This is a genomic window from Streptomyces sp. NPDC006450 (genome assembly GCF_040612195.1).
Taxonomy (GTDB): domain Bacteria; phylum Actinomycetota; class Actinomycetes; order Streptomycetales; family Streptomycetaceae; genus Streptomyces.
In genome coordinates, this window is sequence record NZ_JBEXPT010000130.1 from 1 (window position 1) to 18,149 (window position 18,149).

At 73.7% G+C, this 18,149-nt stretch carries 15 protein-coding genes; 11 read left to right on the top strand and 4 right to left on the bottom strand.

Features of this window, described 5'->3' with window-relative positions; genetic code table 11:
• The 4 genes from ABZY57_RS27655 to nudC all read left to right on the top strand — a co-directional run.
• The coding region (locus ABZY57_RS27655; RefSeq protein WP_356516426.1) for a PD-(D/E)XK nuclease family protein at positions 1-1,812 on the top strand (1,812 nt) is incomplete at its 5' end.
• A 223-nt stretch (positions 1,813-2,035) separates the two neighbouring features.
• Positions 2,036-5,713 (top strand): ATP-dependent DNA helicase, encoded by a 3,678-nt coding sequence (locus tag ABZY57_RS27660; RefSeq protein ID WP_356516450.1) that lies wholly within the window; start codon positions 2,036-2,038, stop codon positions 5,711-5,713.
• Between the two features lie 10 nt (positions 5,714-5,723).
• Positions 5,724-7,133, top strand: a complete 1,410-nt coding sequence (locus ABZY57_RS27665) for a dipeptidase (RefSeq protein ID WP_356516428.1) — start codon at positions 5,724-5,726, stop codon at positions 7,131-7,133.
• Positions 7,134-7,229: 96 nt separating this feature from the next.
• On the top strand, positions 7,230-8,171 hold the full coding sequence (gene nudC / locus ABZY57_RS27670; RefSeq protein WP_356516430.1) for an NAD(+) diphosphatase: 942 nt from the start codon (positions 7,230-7,232) through the stop codon (positions 8,169-8,171).
• Positions 8,172-8,241: 70 nt separating this feature from the next.
• Here nudC and ABZY57_RS27675 read toward each other — a convergent pair whose 3' ends face one another.
• On the bottom strand, positions 8,242-9,117 hold the full coding sequence (locus ABZY57_RS27675; RefSeq protein ID WP_356516432.1) for an aldo/keto reductase: 876 nt from the start codon (positions 9,115-9,117) through the stop codon (positions 8,242-8,244).
• 113 nt (positions 9,118-9,230) lie between these two features.
• A complete protein-coding gene (locus ABZY57_RS27680; protein ID WP_327254846.1) occupies positions 9,231-9,491 on the bottom strand; it encodes a mycoredoxin in 261 nt (86 codons plus the stop codon).
• Between the two features lie 276 nt (positions 9,492-9,767).
• Here ABZY57_RS27680 and ABZY57_RS27685 point away from each other — a divergent pair, with 276 nt between their 5' ends.
• The 5 genes from ABZY57_RS27685 to ABZY57_RS27705 all read left to right on the top strand — a co-directional run bounded on the left by ABZY57_RS27685 (position 9,768) and on the right by ABZY57_RS27705 (position 13,658).
• Positions 9,768-11,942 carry an ATP-dependent DNA helicase UvrD2 gene (locus ABZY57_RS27685; RefSeq protein WP_356516434.1) on the top strand — a complete coding sequence of 725 codons (2,175 nt, stop codon included), beginning with the start codon at positions 9,768-9,770 and terminating at the stop codon, positions 11,940-11,942.
• A gap of 169 nt (positions 11,943-12,111) precedes the next feature.
• Entirely contained in the window at positions 12,112-12,468 is a 357-nt protein-coding gene (locus ABZY57_RS27690) for a hypothetical protein (protein ID WP_356516436.1), read from the top strand.
• 168 nt (positions 12,469-12,636) lie between these two features.
• Entirely contained in the window at positions 12,637-13,008 is a 372-nt protein-coding gene (locus ABZY57_RS27695; protein ID WP_214949242.1) for a WhiB family transcriptional regulator, read from the top strand.
• Positions 13,005-13,337, top strand: a complete 333-nt coding sequence (locus ABZY57_RS27700) for a hypothetical protein (RefSeq protein WP_356516438.1) — start codon at positions 13,005-13,007, stop codon at positions 13,335-13,337. Before ABZY57_RS27695 ends, ABZY57_RS27700 begins: the two co-directional genes overlap by 4 nt.
• Before the next feature lie 114 nt (positions 13,338-13,451).
• A complete protein-coding gene (locus ABZY57_RS27705) occupies positions 13,452-13,658 on the top strand; it encodes a hypothetical protein (RefSeq protein ID WP_356516440.1) in 207 nt (68 codons plus the stop codon).
• A gap of 55 nt (positions 13,659-13,713) precedes the next feature.
• Here the strand turns inward: ABZY57_RS27705 and ABZY57_RS27710 are convergent, their stop codons facing one another.
• Positions 13,714-15,045 carry an AarF/ABC1/UbiB kinase family protein gene (locus ABZY57_RS27710; RefSeq protein ID WP_356516442.1) on the bottom strand — a complete coding sequence of 444 codons (1,332 nt, stop codon included), beginning with the start codon at positions 15,043-15,045 and terminating at the stop codon, positions 13,714-13,716.
• Between the two features lie 268 nt (positions 15,046-15,313).
• Positions 15,314-16,420, bottom strand: a complete 1,107-nt coding sequence (locus ABZY57_RS27715; protein WP_356516444.1) for a ThiF family adenylyltransferase — start codon at positions 16,418-16,420, stop codon at positions 15,314-15,316.
• A 244-nt stretch (positions 16,421-16,664) separates the two neighbouring features.
• On the opposite strand from ABZY57_RS27715, the gene ABZY57_RS27720 reads away from it, so the two are divergent.
• Together ABZY57_RS27720 and ABZY57_RS27725 are read left to right on the top strand one after the other, a co-directional pair.
• Positions 16,665-17,204, top strand: coding sequence for a M48 family metallopeptidase (locus ABZY57_RS27720; protein ID WP_356516446.1), 540 nt, complete (start codon positions 16,665-16,667; stop codon positions 17,202-17,204).
• Positions 17,205-17,343: 139 nt separating this feature from the next.
• The coding region (locus tag ABZY57_RS27725; RefSeq protein WP_356516448.1) for a TerD family protein at positions 17,344-18,149 on the top strand (806 nt) is incomplete at its 3' end.

Sequence of the window (18,149 nt, forward strand, 5' to 3'; positions counted from 1 at the left end):
CGCCTCGGCCGCGCCCTGCGCGACGAGGAGCGGGCCGCCGGGGTCCGCACCCCCGCGCCCTCCGACGTCCTCCTCGCCCGCGCCCTCGCAGAGCCCGAGCGGCTCGTCGCCCACGACCCCGCCTACGCCCGCGGAGCGCAACGCCTCGGCCTGCTGCTGCGCAAGGCCCGCGAGCTCCTCGCCGGCGGCGGCACCGCCGAGGAGGTCCTGTGGACCCTCTGGGACGGCACCCCCTGGCCGCAGCGCCTCGAACGCAGCGCCCGCCGCGGCGGCCCCGCCGGCCGCAACGCCGACCGCGACCTCGACGCGGTCTGCGCGCTCTTCGACACCGCCGCCCGCGCGGAGGAACGTACCGGCGGCCGCGGCGCCCTCAACTTCCTCGAACAGCTCGAAGCCGAGGACATCGCCGGAGACACCCTCACCCCGCGCGCCGTCCGCCGCGAAGCCGTCCGGCTCATGACCGCGCACCGCTCCAAGGGCCTGGAATGGGGACTCGTCGTCGTCGCGGGCGTGCAGGAAGGGCTCTGGCCGGACCTGCGCCGCCGCGGCTCCCTCCTCGAAGCCGACCGCATCGGCCGCGACGGCCTCGCCGAACCCCTCACCCCCGGCGCGCTCCTCGCCGAGGAGCGCCGCCTCTTCTACGTCGCCGCCACCCGCGCCCGCGACCGCCTCGTCGTCACCGCCGTCAAGGCACCCGCCGAGGACGGCGACCAGCCCTCCCGCCTCCTCACCGAGCTCGGCGTACCCGTCAAGGACGTCACCGGCCGCCCCCGCCGCCCCCTCGCCGTCCCCGCGCTCGTCGCGGAACTCCGCTCCACCACCGTCGACCCCGACGCCTCTCCCGCCCTGCGCGACGCCGCCGCCCGCCGCCTCGCCCGGCTCGCCGTGCTCACCGACGACGAGGACCGCCCGCTCGTCCCTGCCGCGCACCCGCAGCGCTGGTGGGGGCTGTACGAGCCCACCCGCAGCAGCGTCCCGCTGCGCGACCGGGACCGCCCCGTCGCCCTGTCCGGCTCCGCCCTGGAGCAGCTCGCCAACACCTGCTCCCTCCAGTGGTTCCTGGGCCGCGAGGTCAAGGCCGACGCCCCCTCCACGGCCGCCCAGGGCTTCGGCAACGTCGTCCACGTCCTCGCCGACGAGGTCGCCTCCGGCCGCACCCCCGCCGACCTCGCCGTCCTCATGGAACGCCTCGACTCCGTCTGGGACTCGCTCGCCTTCGACGCCCCCTGGAAGTCCCGCCAGGAGAAGGACAACGCCCGCGCCGCCCTGGAGCGCTTCCTGCGCTGGCACACCACCGACCGCGGTGGCCGGGCGGCCGTGGCCACCGAGCACGACTTCGACGTCACCCTCGAAGCGGGGGAGTACGCCGTCCGGGTACGCGGCTCCATGGACCGGGTCGAGGCGGATGCGCAGGGCCGCGCGTACGTCGTCGACTTCAAGACCGGCAAGTCCGCGCCGACCGCCAAGGAGGTCGAGCGCCACCCGCAGCTCGCCGTGTACCAGCTCGCGGTGCGCGAGGGCGCCGTCGACGAGGTCTTCGACGGGCTGCGGCCCGCACCGGGCGGCGCCGAACTCGTCCAGCTGCGCCAGGGCGCCGCCCAGCGCGACGGCGGCGACACGGTGCCGAAGATCCAGGCGCAGCAGGCCCTGGAGGGCGGCGCCCCCGGCGAATGGGTCGGCGACCTGCTCGCCACCGCGGCCGGCCGGGTCCTCGACGAGCGCTTCGCACCCGTGCTGGGCAAGCACTGCGACCACTGCTCCTTCCGCGCCTCGTGCAGCGCCCGCCCGGAAGGCCGCCAGACGGTGGAGTAGCCCGCGCCGGCGGAGCGGGGCCGGTCAGGGCCCGGACGGCACCCCGGCGGCCCGCGCGGTCCGGGCGGGCGGGACTGTCGGAGGGGGCGTGACTGTCGGAGGGGGCGGCTAGCCTTTTCACGTGTCCGCGCGTCCGTCCGTCCCTCCGGCCCTCCCTCCCGCCCCGCCCGCGAAGGCGCCGCGGGCAGCGGCCCTCACCGATCCCGAGCAGCTCAAGGAGCTCCTGGGGATCCCCTTCACGCCCGAACAGATGGCCTGCGTCACCGCGCCGCCCGCCCCGCAGGTCATCGTGGCCGGCGCCGGCTCCGGCAAGACCACGGTCATGGCCGCCCGTGTGGTCTGGCTGGTCGGCACCGGCGCGGTCGCACCCGAGCAGGTGCTCGGCCTGACCTTCACCAACAAGGCCGCCGGCGAGCTCGCCGAGCGGGTACGGGCCGCCCTCGCGCGGGCCGGGATCAGCGATCCGGACCCCTCCCCGGCCGAGGCCGACTCCGCGGGCGGGGAGCCGCGCATCTCCACGTACCACGCCTTCGCCGGACAGCTCCTCAAGGACCACGGCCTGCGCATCGGCCTGGAGCCCAGCGCCCGGCTGCTCGCCGACGCCACCCGCTTCCAGCTCGCCGCCCGCGTACTCCGCGAGGCCCCCGGGCCCTACCCCTCCCTCACCAAATCCGTTCCCGACCTGGTCAGCGACCTGCTCGCGCTCGACGGGGAGCTCTCCGAGCACCTCGTACCGCCGGAGCGCCTGCGCGCGTACGACACGGAGCTCCTCTCCGCCCTTGCGGACGTCAAGCTGAGCAACGAGGACCTGCGCAAGGTCCCCGAGGCGGTCCGCGGCCGCCTCGAACTCCTCGAACTGGTCTCCCGCTACCGCGCGGCCAAACGCTCCCGCGACCTCCTCGACTTCGGCGACCAGATAGCCCTCTCCGCGCAGCTCGCCACCACCCGGCCCGAGGTCGGAGCCCTGCTGCGCGAGGAGTTCCGCGTCGTCCTGCTCGACGAGTACCAGGACACCTCGGTCGCCCAGCGGCTGCTGCTCTCCGGACTGTTCGGCGGAGGCACCGGACACGCCGTGACCGCCGTCGGCGACCCCTGCCAGGCCATCTACGGCTGGCGCGGCGCCTCCGTGGCCAACCTCGACGACTTCCCCGAGCACTTCCCGTACGCCGACGGCAGCCCCGCCACCCGCTTCTCCCTCAGCGAGAACCGGCGCAGCGGCGGCCGCCTCCTGGAGCTGGCCAACGATCTCGCCGCCCCGCTGCGCTCCCTGCACGAGGGAGTCGAGGCCCTGCGCCCCGCACCCGGCGCGGAGCGCGACGGCTCCGTCCGGTGCGCGCTGCTGGAGACCCACGCCGAGGAGCTCGACTGGATCGGCGACTCCATCGCCCACCTGGTCCGTACGGGCACGGAGCCGCGCGAGATCGCCGTACTGTGCCGCTCCGGCGGGGACTTCGCGCGGATCCAGGCGGCCCTCGTCGCGCGCGACGTCCCGGTCGAAGTGGTCGGCCTGTCCGGCCTGCTCCACCTCCCGGAGGTCGCGGACCTCGTCGCCGTCTGCGAGGTCCTCCAGGACCCGGGAGCCAACGCCGCGCTCGTCCGGCTCCTCATCGGGCCGCGCTGGCGGATCGGCGCCCGCGACCTGGCCCTGCTGGGCCGCCGCGCCCGCACCCTGATCTCCCGCGCCCCGTCCGCCGACGACGACCGCCTCGCGGCGGCGGTGGAGGGCGTGGACCCGGCGGAGATCGTGTCGCTGGCCGACGCCCTGGAGACCTTCCTGGACGGCGCGGGCCAGTCCGCCCCCGACCAGCTGCCCTTCTCCGCGGCCGCCCGGGTCCGTTTCGCACACCTGGCCCAGGAACTGCGCGACCTGCGGCGTTCGCTCGCGGACCCCCTGATGGACGTCCTGCACCGCGTCCTGTCGACGACCGGCCTCGACGTGGAGCTCGCCTCGTCCCCGCACGCGCTGGCGGCCCGCCGCCGGGAGACCCTGTCGAGCTTCATGGACGTGGCGGCCGGCTTCGCCTCGCTCGACGGTGAGGCCTCCCTGCTGGCCTTCCTGGCCTTCCTGCGCACTGCGGCCCAGTACGAGAAGGGCCTGGACCACGCGCTGCCGGGCGGGGAGAACACGGTCAAGGTCCTCACGGCCCACAAGTCCAAGGGACTGGAGTGGGACGTGGTCGTGGTCCCCGACCTGTCCGCCGGCTCCTTCCCGAAGGAGAAGGCCCCGGAGGCCTGGACCTCGTACGCGAAGGTGCTCCCTTACGCCCTGCGCGGCGACGCGCCGACCCTCCCGCCCACCCCGGAATGGACCTCGCCGGGCCTGCGCGCCTTCAAGTCGGCGCTCAAGTCCCACAAGGCCGTCGAGGAACTCCGCCTCGGCTACGTCACCTTCACCCGCCCGCGCTCGCTCCTCCTGGCCTCGGGCCACTGGTGGGGCCCGACGCAGAAGAAGCCGCGCGGCCCGTCCTCCTTCCTCTCCGCCCTGTACGAGCACTGCGCCGCGGGCCACGGCGAGATCGAAGCCTGGGCCGACACCCCCGCGCCGGACGCGGAGAACCCGGCCCTGTCCACGGACTCCACCCCGGACCACTCCTGGCCCCTCCCCCTGGACCCCACCTCCCTCACCCTCCGCCGCCGGGCCGCCGCCCTGGTCGAGTCCTACCTCCACCCGACGCCCCCGCCCACCCCGGACCACCCGGGCGACGCGGACCGCCCAAGCGGCCGGGGCCATCTGGGCGACCCGGGCGACGCGGGCGACGCGGGCCTCCCGGGCCACTCGGCGACCCGGGAGTTCCCGGCCTCCCCCGAGGACCCCTTCCTCTGGCCCCCGTACTGCGAAGACCCCGCCTACGACGAGGAGCCCCCGGCCCCCGCCGACCTGTGGCCGGAGGACGCCGACTGGTCCGCACCCCGCCCACACCCGGCCGCACCCGCCAACGACCCCTGGCCGGAGGCCGGGGCCCCGGCACGGTCCGCGCCCCGCCCGCGCCCCGCCGCGCCCGGCGAAGCCGACGACCTGTGGCTCGGGGACGCCGACGCCGACGCGGCCGCGCCCAAGCCCCGGCCGCGCCCCACGACGCCCGCCGGCGGCGGCGACGACGACCTGTGGCCCGAGTACGCGGCCGGCCCCGACCCCGGCCCCCGCCTCACCCCCGAGGACGCCCGGGCCATCGCCTCCTGGGACCGCGACCTCGACGCCCTGGAGGGCGAACTCCGCCGAGCCCGCGAGGCCGTCCGCGACGTGGAGCTCCCCTCCGCGCTGTCCGCCAGCCAACTGCTCCGCCTCGCCTCCGACGAGCAGGGCTTCGTACGCGACCTCGCCCGCCCCATGCCCAAGCCCCCGCAGCCCGCCGCCCGCCAGGGCACCCGGTTCCACGCCTGGGTCGAGTCCCGCTTCGAGGAGCTCCCGCTGCCCCACCTCGACGTCCTCGACCCCCTCACGGACCTCCCCGGCGCGCAGCCCGCGGGCGGGGAGGGTTCCGACCAGGACATCGCCGACGAGGCCGACCTCGACTCCCTCAAGGCGGCCTTCGAGCGGACCGCGTACGCCGACCGGACCCCGTACCGCATGGAGGTCCCGGTCCAGCTCACCCTCGCCGGCCGGGTGATCCGCGGCCGGATCGACGCGGTCTACCGCACCGCGGACGCGGAAGGCGGCGGCTACGAGATCGTCGACTGGAAGACCGGCCGCACCACCGAGGCCGACCCCCTCCAGCTGGCCGTCTACCGCCTGGCCTGGGCGGAGGCCACGGACACCCCCCTCGCCAAGGTCACGGCAGTGTTCCTGCACGTCCGCAGCGGCCGCGTGATCCGCCCCCGGAACCTGCCCGACCGCGCTCGTCTTGAGCAGATCCTCCAAGGCAAATCGGACACGGAAAGTGACCATCGAACGGACGGATAGGCTCGGGGGCATGAGCGACAGCCCGGCGGACAGCGTCGTCCGCACGTACATCGACACACACCGCGCCGCCTTCCTCGACGACCTCGCCGACTGGCTCCGCATCCCCTCCGTTTCGGCCCAGCCCGAGCACGCGGACGACGTACGGCGCAGCGCCGACTGGCTGGCCGCGAAGCTGGCGGAGACCGGTTTCCCGGTCGCCGAGGTCTGGAAGACGGCCGGCGCCCCCGCCGTGTTCGCCGAGTGGCCGAGCGAGGACCCCGCCGCCCCCACCGTCCTCGTCTACGGGCACCACGACGTGCAGCCCGCCGCCCTCGCCGACGGCTGGCACACCGACCCGTTCGAGCCGGTGATCAAGGACGGCCGGATGTACGGGCGCGGCGCCGCCGACGACAAGGGGCAGGTCTTCTTCCACACCCTCGGCGTCCGGGCCCACCTGGCCGCGACCGGTGCGTCCGCTCCCGCCGTGCACCTCAAGCTGATCATCGAGGGCGAGGAGGAGTCGGGTTCCCCGCACTTCCGCGCCCTCGTGGAGCGCGAGGCGGACCGCCTCGCCGCCGATGTCGTGATCGTCTCCGACACCGGCATGTGGTCCGAGACCACGCCCACCGTCTGCACCGGCATGCGCGGCGTCGCCGACTGCGAGATCGACCTGTTCGGCCCCGACCAGGACATCCACTCCGGTGCCTTCGGCGGCGCCGTGCCGAATCCGGCCACCGTCGCCGCCCGCCTCGTCGCGGCCCTGCACGACGCGGACGAGCGGGTCACGATCCCCGGCTTCTACGACGGCATCGCCGAGCTCACGGACGCGGAGCGCGCACTGATCGCCGAGCTCCCCTTCGACGAGGACGAGTGGCTCCGTACGGCCAAGTCGTACGCGGCCTCGGGCGAGGCCGGCTACTCCACGCTGGAGCGCGTGTGGGCCCGCCCGACCGCCGAGGTCAACGGCATCGGCGGCGGTTACCAGGGCCCCGGCGGCAAGACCATCGTGCCCGCCTCGGCGCACCTGAAGCTGTCGTTCCGGCTGGTCTCCGGGCAGGACCCGTACGAGGTCGAGACGGCCGTCACCGCCTGGGTCGCGGAGCGCGTCCCGGCCGGAATCCGGCATTCCATCACCTTCGGCGCCCCGACCCGGCCGTGCCTGACCCCGCTGGACCACCCGGCGCTCCAGTCGGTCGTACGCGCCATGAGCAGGGCCTTCGGCCAGAAGGTCCGCTTCACCCGCGAGGGCGGTTCGGGGCCGGCGGCCGACCTTCAGGACGTGCTGAACGCACCCGTCCTCTTCCTCGGCATCTCCGTACCCTCCGACGGCTGGCACTCGCCGAACGAGAAGGTCGAGCTCGACCTGCTCACCAAGGGGGTCGAGACGGCCGCCTACCTCTGGGGCGACCTGGCCGCCCACTGGAAGCCGGCGTCCGCTTGACGACGCCACCCCACCTGTCACCGCACCCGCCACCGCACACCCGTCCGTCCTGCTGAGCCTGCCTGTGTCCCACCACCGGGGGAGTTGGAAGTACCTGTGAGCACCCATACCGAGTCCGAGCGTCCGATCTCGCTGGCCGCGCCCAGCGGCATCGACCGCGCCGCGCACCACCGCCTCGACGAGGCGTGGCTCGCCGCGGCGTGGAGCCACCCCAGCACCCGCGTCTTCGTCGTCTCGGGCGGCCAGGTCCTGATCGACGACACCCCCGACGGCGGCACCGCGATCGTGACGACCCCGGCCTTCGAGGCCCCGGTCACCGAGACCCACCGGTACTTCCTGGGGACCGACGAGGACGGCGTACGGTACTTCGCGCTGCAGAAGGACTCGCTGCCCGGCCGCATGGACCAGTCGGCCCGCCCGGCCGGCCTGCGCGAGGCCGGGATGCTGCTCTCCGAGCGGGACGCCGGGCTGATGGTGCACGCGGTGGCGCTGGAGAACTGGCAGCGCATGCACCGCTTCTGCTCCCGCTGCGGCGAGCGCACGGTGGTCGCCGCGGCCGGGCACATCCGCCGCTGCCCGGGCTGCGGGGCCGAGCACTACCCGAGGACCGACCCGGCCGTGATCATGCTGGTCACGGACGACCAGGACCGCGCGCTGCTGGGCCGCCAGGTGCACTGGCCCGAGGGCCGCTTCTCCACGCTCGCCGGGTTCGTCGAACCGGGCGAGTCGATCGAGCAGTCGGTCATCCGCGAGGTCTGGGAGGAGGCGGGCGTCAAGGTCGGCGAGGTCGACTACGTCGCCAGCCAGCCCTGGCCGTTCCCGTACAGCCTGATGCTGGGCTTCACGGCGCGCGCCGTCACCTTCGACATCACCGTCGACGGCGACGAGATCCAGGAGGCCCGCTGGTTCTCCCGCGACGACCTGCGCGCGGCCATCGAGGCCGGCGAGGTCCTCCCGCCGGCGGGCATCTCCATCGCGGCCCGCCTGGTCGAGCTCTGGTACGGCAAGCCGCTCCCGAGGCCGGTCACGACCGCCTGACCTGCCCCACCCGTACCCGGAGACACCGAGGAAGGCCCCCGCTCCGGCGGGGGCCTTCCTCCGTCTCCTGTCAGGCCTGCCCGGACCCGGACGCGCCGGGCTCGCCCGACGGCCGGCCGGACAGCCGGTCGAGGCGGGTGCGCTGGGCTTCGGTCAGCCGGAGGCCTTGCGCGGCGAGGTTCTCCTCCAGGTGGGCGACCCGGGACGTGCCCGGGATCGGGAGGACGACCGGCGAGTGCCCCAGGAGCCAGGCGAGCGCGACCTGGGTGGGGGTGGCCCCGGCCTCGGCCGCCACGGCGGCGATCTCCGCCGTCGCCCCGGACCGTCCCCGGGCGACGGTGGCCCAAGGCAGGAACGCGATGCCCGCCGCTTCGCAGGCCGCGAGCACGGGCTCGTGCTCCCGGTCGAGCAGGTTGTAGCGGTTCTGCACGCTCGCGATGTCGACGATCTCCCGGGCCGCGGCGAGTTCGCCGACGGTGACCTCCGACAGGCCGATCCGGCCGATCTTGCCCTCGGCCCGCAGGTCCCGCAGCGTGCCGATCTGGTCGGCGAGGGGCGTCCGCGGATCGAGGCGGTGCAGCTGGAGCAGCTCGAGCCGCTCGACGCGCAGCCGGCGCAGTGCCTGCTCGATCTGCTCGCGCAGGGCGGACGGCCGCGCGTCCTGCATCCAGTCGCCCGACGGGACGGACCGGGCGATGCCGACCTTGGTGGTGACGAGGACCCCGTCCGGGCAGGGGTGCAGGGCCTCGGCCAGCAGCTCCTCGTTGGCGCCCCAGCCGTACATGTACGCGGTGTCGATCAGCGTGACGCCCAGCTCGACGGCCCGCCGGGCCACCGCGAGAGAGTTCTCACGGCCCGGACCCGGGTCCGTGGGCAGGTGCATGGCCCCGAAACCGAGCCTGCGCACTTCCAGATCCCCACCGATACGAAACACGGTCGTCGTCACGTGTCGTTCCTCCCTGTTGCCCAAGGGGGAACGCTAACAGGGCAGTTGACCGGTCGCCGGTACGCAGAAGCCCCCGCCTCGGCGGGGGCTTTCCGTGCGTGGTGTTCAGCACATCAGACGGCGAGGGCCTGCTTGACCTGGGCCAGGCTCGGGTTCGTCATGACGGACTCGCTGCCCGCGGAGGAGGTGACGAGAACCGTGGGAACCGTCTGGTTGCCGCCGTTCGCCTTTTCCACGAACGCCGCGGACTCGGGGTCGAGCTCGATGTTGATCTCGGTGTAGGCGATGCCTTCCCGGTCCATCTGGCTCTTCAGCCGACGGCAGTAGCCGCACCAGGTCGTGCTGTACATCGTGACCGTTCCCGCGTCCTGCATGCTGCGCTCTCCATTCGTGGGTACTCGTTGGTCCGATCGGCCCGAGGGGTTGAACGCACGGGACCGCGCGCCCATTCCCGCCCGCCCTGCCCGGGTGCCCGCGCCCGGCCCTGCGCCCCGCGCCCGGGTCTGCGCCCGCGCCCGGGCCTGCGCCCCGCGCCCGGCCCCGCCCCTGCGCCCGGCCCGCCCCGGTACGACGATGTTCCTGTCGGACGAGCACGTGCCGCCTGTGGACGGATTTCCCGGGCTCCCCGCGAGACCTGGCAGCATGGCGGGGTGACATCAGCAACGCACTCCTCATCCTTCACGCCCGGCGCCGACTCGGCCGACGCGGTGCTCCTGGGCCTGGACCCGGAGCAGCGCGAGGTCGCGACGACCCTGCGCGGGCCGGTGTGCGTGCTCGCCGGCGCCGGTACGGGCAAGACCCGGGCGATCACCCACCGCATCGCCTACGGAGTCCGCTCCGGCCAGCTGATGCCGGCGAGCGTGCTGGCCGTCACGTTCACCAACCGGGCCGCCGGCGAGATGCGCGGCCGGCTGCGCGAGCTGGGCGCGGGCGGGGTGCAGGCGCGGACCTTCCACTCCGCCGCCCTGCGCCAGCTCCAGTACTTCTGGCCCAAGGCGGTCGGCGGCGACGTGCCCCGGCTGCTGGAGCGCAAGATCCAGTTCGTCGCCGAGGCGGGCGCGCGCTGCCGCATCCGCCTCGACCGGGGCGAGCTGCGCGATGTCACCGGCGAGATCGAGTGGGCGAAGGTCACCCAGACGGTGCCCGCCGACTACCCGGCGGCCGCGCGCAAGTCCGGCCGCGAGGCCCCCCGGGACCTGGCCGAGATCGCCCAGATCTACGGGACGTACGAGCAGCTCAAGCGCGACCGCGGCATGATCGATTTCGAGGACGTGCTGCTCCTCACCGTCGGCATCCTGCAGGACCGCCACGACATCGCCGAGCAGATCCGCACCCAGTACCAGCACTTCGTCGTCGACGAGTACCAGGACGTCAGCCCGCTCCAGCAGCGGCTGCTGGACCTCTGGCTCGGCGAGCGCGACACCCTCTGCGTGGTCGGTGACGCCAGCCAGACGATCTACTCCTTCACCGGCGCCACACCCGACCACCTGCTGAACTTCCGCACCAAGTACCCGCAGGCCACCCTGGTCAAGCTGGTCCGCGACTACCGCTCCACCCCCCAGGTCGTCCACCTCGCCAACGGGCTCCTCGCCCAGGCCGGGCCGTTGTCGGGTCGCGCCGCCGAGCACCGCCTGGAGCTGGTCTCCCAGCGCGAGCCCGGCCCCGACCCGGTCTACGCCGAATATCCCGACGAGCCCGCCGAGGCCGAGGGCACCGCCCACCGGATCCGGGACCTCATCAAGGCCGGCGTCCCGGCGGGCGAGATCGCCGTGCTCTACCGCATCAACGCCCAGTCCGAGGTCTACGAGCAGGCCCTCGCCGACGCCGGAGTCCCCTACCAGCTGCGCGGGGCCGAGCGCTTCTTCGAGCGCGCCGAGGTCCAGAAGGCGATCCTCGCCCTGCGCGGAGCCGCCCGCTCCGGGGGCAACGACCGGCTGCTCGACGACGTCGTGGAGCTCGGCTCCCAGGTCCGGGCCGTGCTCAGCTCCACCGGCTGGACCGGCGAACCGCCCGCCGGTTCCGGCGCGGTCCGCGACCAGTGGGAATCGCTGGCCGCGCTGGTCCGGCTCGCCGAGGACTTCGCCCGCAGCCGGCCGTCCGCGACGCTGGCCGACCTGACGGTCGAGCTGGACGAACGCAAGGCCGCCCAGCACGCCCCGACCGTCCAGGGCGTCACCCTCGCCTCGCTGCACGCGGCGAAGGGCCTGGAATGGGACGCCGTGTTCCTCGTGGGCCTGACCGACGGCATGATCCCGATCACCTACGCGAAGACCGACGAGCAGGTCGAGGAGGAGCGCCGGCTGCTCTACGTCGGCGTCACCCGCGCCCGGCACCACCTGACGCTCTCCTGGGCCCTCTCCCGGACTCCGGGCGGCCGCGGGTCCCGACGCCCCAGCCGCTTCCTGAACGGCCTGCGGCCGGGCTCCCTCGCGCCGGGAAGCAGGCCGGGCGGTCCGGTCGAGCCCGGGGCCCGCAAACGGGGCCGCCGCGGCCCGGCCGTGTGCCGGGTCTGCCGCAAGACCCTGACCGACGCCGGCGAGCTGAAACTGATGCGCTGCGAAGACTGCCCTTCGGACATGGACGAGGGGCTCTACGAGCGGCTGCGCGACTGGCGCGCCGTCCAGGCGAAGGAGCAGGGCATGCCCGGCTACTGCGTCTTCACGGACAAGACGCTGATGGCCATCGCGGAGGCCGCGCCCTCGCAGGAGGGAGAGCTCTCGATGATCTCCGGCGTGGGTGCCCGGAAGCTGGCGCGGTACGGAGCCGACGTGCTGGCCATCTGTGCAGGTGAGGACCCTGGGACGGAAGATCCTGACGACGCGTAGAAACTCGTCGGAAAAATAGTTTGCACATGCCCAGCGAAGCCCCATAGGTTCTTAGCAACGGAAACGGTGGCTTCTCCGAAGCCCCTGATCCGTGCTGTACTTATCCGAATACGTATGGGACCAGGCCTCCGGGCCGAAGTCCCCGAGACGCCGAGAGGAGGCGAGACCAGTGACCAGCTTCATCACCACCACCAAAATGACCGATCGCTCGGTCGCCGCTTCCTGCACCCTCGGCTCCTCCACGCTCCTCGCCCTCACGGGTACCGGTCTGCCGGTCACCGGTCTGTCCGCCATGTGCGCTGACAGCCCCGTCCGGCCCGCCGCGCCGAGCGCGCTGCTGGTCCGTGAGCGCAATGAGCGACCGACCCAGGCACCGGTGGCAGTACTGGCAGCAGAAGCCCAGGCGCATGGCGCCTATGCCTTTGCGGCCGCAGCCGGTGCCGGATCCAAGACGCAGACGAAGAAGCAGCAGCACCACCTGATGTGGGCCTTCCGCGGGCTCGAACCCTGGAGTGATCCAGCCTGATCTGACGATCAGGCCGGCGCCTTCAGGGCCGCGGAACCCCACCCGGGATCCGCGGCCCTTCTGTTTGTCCCCGAACAGGGGGCGACGGACCGAAGGGGCGAGGTACCCCAGCCGCCCCCGGCCGACCGGCCGGAACGACTAGACGAACAAGACGAGGAAGAAACCACCGTGCAACTCGAAGCGCACGCCCCGTCCGTACCGAAGACCCAGACCCTCTCCCCGCCCGCAGTCCCGGAGGACTCCACCTTGACTCCCCTCACCGCGCTCACCGCGCTCGACGACGCCATCGAGAACCTCGGCGTGCCCGTCGCCTGTCGCACCTACGACCCCGAGGTCTTCTTCGCCGAGTCCCCGGCCGACGTCGAGTACGCGAAGTCCCTCTGCGGCACCTGCCCGCTGGTCGAGGCCTGCCTCGCCGGTGCGCTGGAGCGCCGCGAGCCCTGGGGTGTCTGGGGAGGCGAGCTCTTCGTCCAGGGTGTCGTCGTCGCCCGGAAGCGTCCCCGTGGCCGTCCGCGCAAGAACCCGGTTGTCGCGGCATGACCGCCAACGGAACCATCGACCGCCCCCTCACGCACGACCCCCTGAAGCAGGCCCTCATGTCCCCCCACGCCACCACGAGCGAGCAGCCGCACGGCTCCGCCACCGCAGACTTCATCACCGCCGGCGCGATCACCTCGCGTCAGAACAGGACCCGCGAAATGCAACTCATCCCAGAAGCCATGGCTCGTGCCCATATGGCCGACCGTATGCGTGAGGTCGACGCCGAGCGTCGCGCCGTGCGCCTGGTCGCCGCGCGGCGCATGCAGCGCCGAGCCGAGCGCGTCTCGCTGCGCGCCCGGCGCGCGCTGGCCATGGCCGTCATGCACTAAGAGAGAGCTGGAGACGGCTCGGAGGAACCCACCGGGGGGACCGGCCCGAACGGGCCGGTCCCCCCGCTGCGTTGCGGACCGCCCGCCGGCCCCCGCGCGGGATATCGTCTGGAGGTGGACCAGCCGACTCCCCACCCGGCACCGCCGGGAAACGAGGCCCCGCCCGTCGTCTGCGCGCGCTGCGGCGCCCAGTCCCCGGACGGCGCCCCGCCCACCTGGACCTGCTCCGTGGAGAACGGGACCAGACAGTACTTCTGCGTCGACTGCGCGCGTGCGAACCTCCGCGCCATCGAAGGCCGCCTCGACTCCGCCTGGTGGTGAGCGCCGGCCCGGGACCGCCCGCCCGGGACCGCCGGCCGGGGACCGCCCGCCCGGCTCAGCCCTCGTCGGGCAGGAACCCCGGCAGCCAGGAGTCCAGTTCCTCGCGGAGCCTGACCGTGGCGCCGAGCTGGCACAGCACCCCGATGGTGCTCAGCGTCACCCGGTGGATCAGCAGGTAGGAGGGCGGCAGATTGATCTGTCGGCCCAACTGGTGCGCGGGGGAACGGGGGTCGGCGATCCGCGCGGCCTGGCCGCGCAGCCAGGTGCGCGTGAAGGTGAACTCCTCGGCCTCGGCCGGTTCGAGCATCGGCCTCAGATAGTCGAGCACCGCGTCGGGTTCCAGATCGATGGACTCGCGCACGAACCCCTCCGCGCGCAGGTGCCCGTAGACCCCCTCGGCGTCGGCGTCCAGCGCCATCCGCAGCGACCGGCCGATGGGCTTGGGCCAGCCGCCCGGCAGCCGGTCGACCGTTCCGAAGTCCAGTACGCCCAGCCGCGTCCGGCCGTCCGCCCCGGAGATCAGCCGGAAGTTGCCGGGGTGCGGGTCGGCGTGCAGCAGCCCGGTGCGCGCGGGGCCGGAGAAGAGGAACCGGGCCAGCAGCTGTCCGGCGCGGTCGCGCTCCTGGGGGGTGCCGTCGGCTATCACCTCCGACAGCGGAGTCCCCTCGATCCACTCGGTCACCAGCACCTGGTCGCCCTGGTGCACCACGTCCGGCACGACCACGTCCTCGTCGCCGTCGAAGGCGTCCGCGTGCGTCCGCTGCGCCTCGGCCTCCAGCTCGTAGTCCAGCTCCTCCGAGACCCGGTCGCGCAGCTCCTTGATCAAGGGCTTGATGTCCATGCCCGGGATCAGCGGCCCCAGCAGCCCGGCGAACCTGCTCAGCTGCTTCAGGTCCGACAGCAGGGCCTCGCCGGCCCCCGGGTACTGGACCTTGACCGCCACCTGGCGGCCGTCGTGCCACACCGCCCGGTGCACCTGTCCGATCGAAGCCGCCGCGGCGGGCTTGTCCTCGAACTCCTCGAACAGCTCACGCCAGTCCGCGCCGAGCCGCTCCGACAGCACCTGGTGCACGGTGGCCGTGGGCAGTGGCGGGGCCGCCTCCTGAAGCTTCGTCAGCGCGGCCCGGTAGGGCCCGGCGACTTCCTCGGGCAGCGCCGACTCGAAGACCGAGAGCGCCTGGCCGAATTTCATGGCGCCCCCCTTCAGCTCTCCCAGCACGCGGAACAGCTGCTCGGCGGTGCGCTGCTGGAGCTCGCGCGCCACGATCTCCGCCGACTTGCCGCCGATCCGCTTGCCGAGCCCCCAGGTGGCCCGGCCCGCTATGCCGAGCGGCAGCGCGGCCAGCTTGACGGTACGGGTGACCGCCTTCCGGGGAAGATCAGACATGAGCCCCTCCAATTCCCAGACTGCCGAGCCGCAAGCGGCCTTCGGGGGAGTTCCCCGAAGCCCTTCCCGGCCAAAGGCATCCTGTCATGGCCCTCCGCGCCCACCCCGGCCGAGTCTCCGGCCCTGAACCCGGCGGGAAGCCACCGGCCGGAAGACGACGGCCGCACCCATCGGACAGCACGGCGGTGGAGCGGGCCGCGCAATGCCGGTGGAAGGGAAGGGAGATGGCGGGGCCGCGGATCACGGCGCCTCCTCTCCGGCAGCCCCCTCATGCCCCCACCTCCTGCCCGGCCGCGACACGGGCCGCCGCGCAAGGGCAGTCGGCGTGCGGTCGGACCGGGGTGGACTGCCAGTCGAGGGTCGGGAGGGAGGCCTCCCAGCGGGTGCCCGTGGAGGCGGGGAGTTCCCCGTCGAGGAAGGACAGGGCGTGGGCCGCGGCCAGGCCGGCCACGGCCGTGGAGAGGCCGAGGTCGCAGGCGGCGGCGCTCCGGCGGCGGTGGGCCGAGCGCCACTGGACCAGCATGCGCGGCCAGGCCGGGTCCCGCTCGATCCGGTCGCGCTCCATACAGCCGGCGCACGCCGTGGCTCCGGGAAGGACCAGCGGTCCCACCAGCCCGGTCCCCTCCAGTACTCCCGCGTACAGATGGGGGGTGCCGGTGGTGACCCAGTCGGCCGCCGTCTGCGGATCAGGGGCCCAGGACTGCAGCCCGTCCCGGGGCGCGACCACCACCAGGGCCAGCCCCGGCTCCGGGCCCTCGCCCTCCCCGGTCCGCGGCCCGCGCCCGGGGGCCGCGTCGCGGACCGCCGTCCGCGCGGCCTCGGCGCGCAGCCGTCCCACGCTGCCGGGGCCCAGACCGCCCGGCGCCACGTCCGCCGGCTGCGCGCGGCCCCCGTCGAGCACCTCGACCCGGCCGATGCCCGCTCCCGCCAGGACCGAGGCGATGACGGCGCCGACCCGGCCGCTCCCGCGCACTTGAACCCGTATCACCCGGCGGGCGGCGACCCCCTGTAAGTCCCCGCCCGGCCGGGGGCGGACCAAGGACAGCGACCCCAGGTCCGGGCCGAGCCGCTCCAGGGCCTCGGGACGGTCCCGCACCGCCTGGGCGCGGGGGCCGCCCGCCGTGGCGTCGTCGAGCAGCCCGGCCGCCGCCAGCCTGCGCACCACCTCGTCGACCCGGCCGTCCGGGAGCCCCATCCCCTTGCCCTCCGACCGGAGCAACTCCATGCCCCGCGTCCCGTCGATCAGGTCGAGGAGCGTGCCCGTCGCCGTGTCCACGGGGGCGAGCACCACCGCATGTGCGGGCGTCACACCGAACTGCACGGTCTGCAGATCCCGCCAGGCCCGGGCCAGTGCCGGCTTCACCTTCGGATACATCGCGGTCCTCCCTCGATTCGCGGTTCGATTCGCGCGCCGCATTCCGTGGGTCCGCGTCGCTTTCCGCAAGATTGCCCGGACGGCGAAAGACCTGCGCAAGTTTGTCCACAGGTGAGGGGTATTAGGTATATGAAGTGAATGGCGAGCGTTCTTCGGGGCGCTCGTGCCACCGACCGCGCACCGGTTCGTGTTCGACCCCGAGCGGGGCGGGACTTCCGCCGCGGCGAGCGGGTACCGTCATGGCGTGTCCGCCGATCCACCGCAGCGCGCCGTCGAAGTCCGCCGGAGCGCACGCCGCCGAAGGACCGTATCCGCCTACCGCGAGGGTGATCGTACGGTCGTCCTCATCCCTGCCCGGATGTCCGAGGCCGAGGAGCGGCGCTGGGTGGGCGTCATGCTCGACAAGCTGGCGGCGCAGGAGAGCAAGCGCACCCTCGGGGACGCGGAACTCGCCGAACGCGCCGAGCGATTGTCCGAGCAGTACTTCAGCGGCCGCGCCCGCCCCCGTACGGTCCGCTGGGTCACCAATCAGAACACCCGCTGGGGCTCCTGCACCCCGGCCGAAGGCAGCATCCGGCTCTCGCACCGCATCCAGGGGATGCCGGAGTACGTCGTCGACTACGTGCTGCTGCACGAGCTGGCGCACCTCCTCGTGCCCGGCCACGGCCCCAGCTTCTGGGAACTCCTGGAGGCGTACCCGCGCACCGAGCGGGCGCGCGGGTACCTCGAAGGAGTCGTCGCCGCCGAACGCCTTCCGAAAGTCCCCGCCGCCCGCGAGGAATGATCCGCATTTGTCCGCTACATACCCGCCATGTCACGCCTCGTGATATGTACCGGGTCGGTACCGACTTGGCCGGATGTCCGAGGTTGCCGTTAGCCTGAGCGGCACGCATTCACAGTCGGGATGGGGGACGGTCTTACGTATGGCCAGGGAATTCCAACGCGGTCACAAGGCCAAAATCAGTGATCTGACGGCGGGCACGGACCTCTATGTGGGTGTCCAGATCGCCGGGCCAGGACTCGCCATCGACATCAGCTGCTTCGGCCTCGACGTCAACGAACAGCTCTCGGACGACCGCTACTTCGTCTTCTTCAACCAGCCGAAGTCGCCGGAGGAGTCCATCCAGCTGCTCGGCACGCAGGCCGGCGACACGGAATCCTTCCGGGTGACCCTGGACCGCATTCCGGCCAACATCCACAAGCTCTCCTTCGCCGCCTCGATCGACGGCGCCGGGCAGATGTCGCAGATCGGCCCCGGCTACATCCGCATCGTGGCGGGCGGCGAGGAAGTCGTCCGGTACTCCTTCTCGGGCTCGGAGTTCAGCACCGAGCGCGCGCTGATGATCGGCGACTTCTACCTCAAGGACGTATGGCGCTTCGCCGCCGTCGGCCAGGGCTTCGACGGCGGGCTCGCCGCGCTGCTCCAGAACTTCGGCGGCGAAGTCGCCGAGGAGGAGCAGCCCGCACCGCAGACGCAGGCCCCGGCCGCGGCGCCCGGCTTCGCCCCGCCCCCGCAGGCCGCCGCCCCGGCACCCTCCTTCGGCGCTCCCGCCCAGGCGCAGCCCCCGGCTCCCGCGCCCTCCTTCGGTGCGCCGCCCCAGGCCCCGGCCCCCGCCCAGGCCCCCGCCCCGGCACAGGTCCCGGCCCCCGCGCCGTACCAGCAGCCCGTCCACGCGGCCCCCCCCCATGCCCCCCCCCGGGGGGCGCCCCCCGCCCCCCCCCCCCCCCC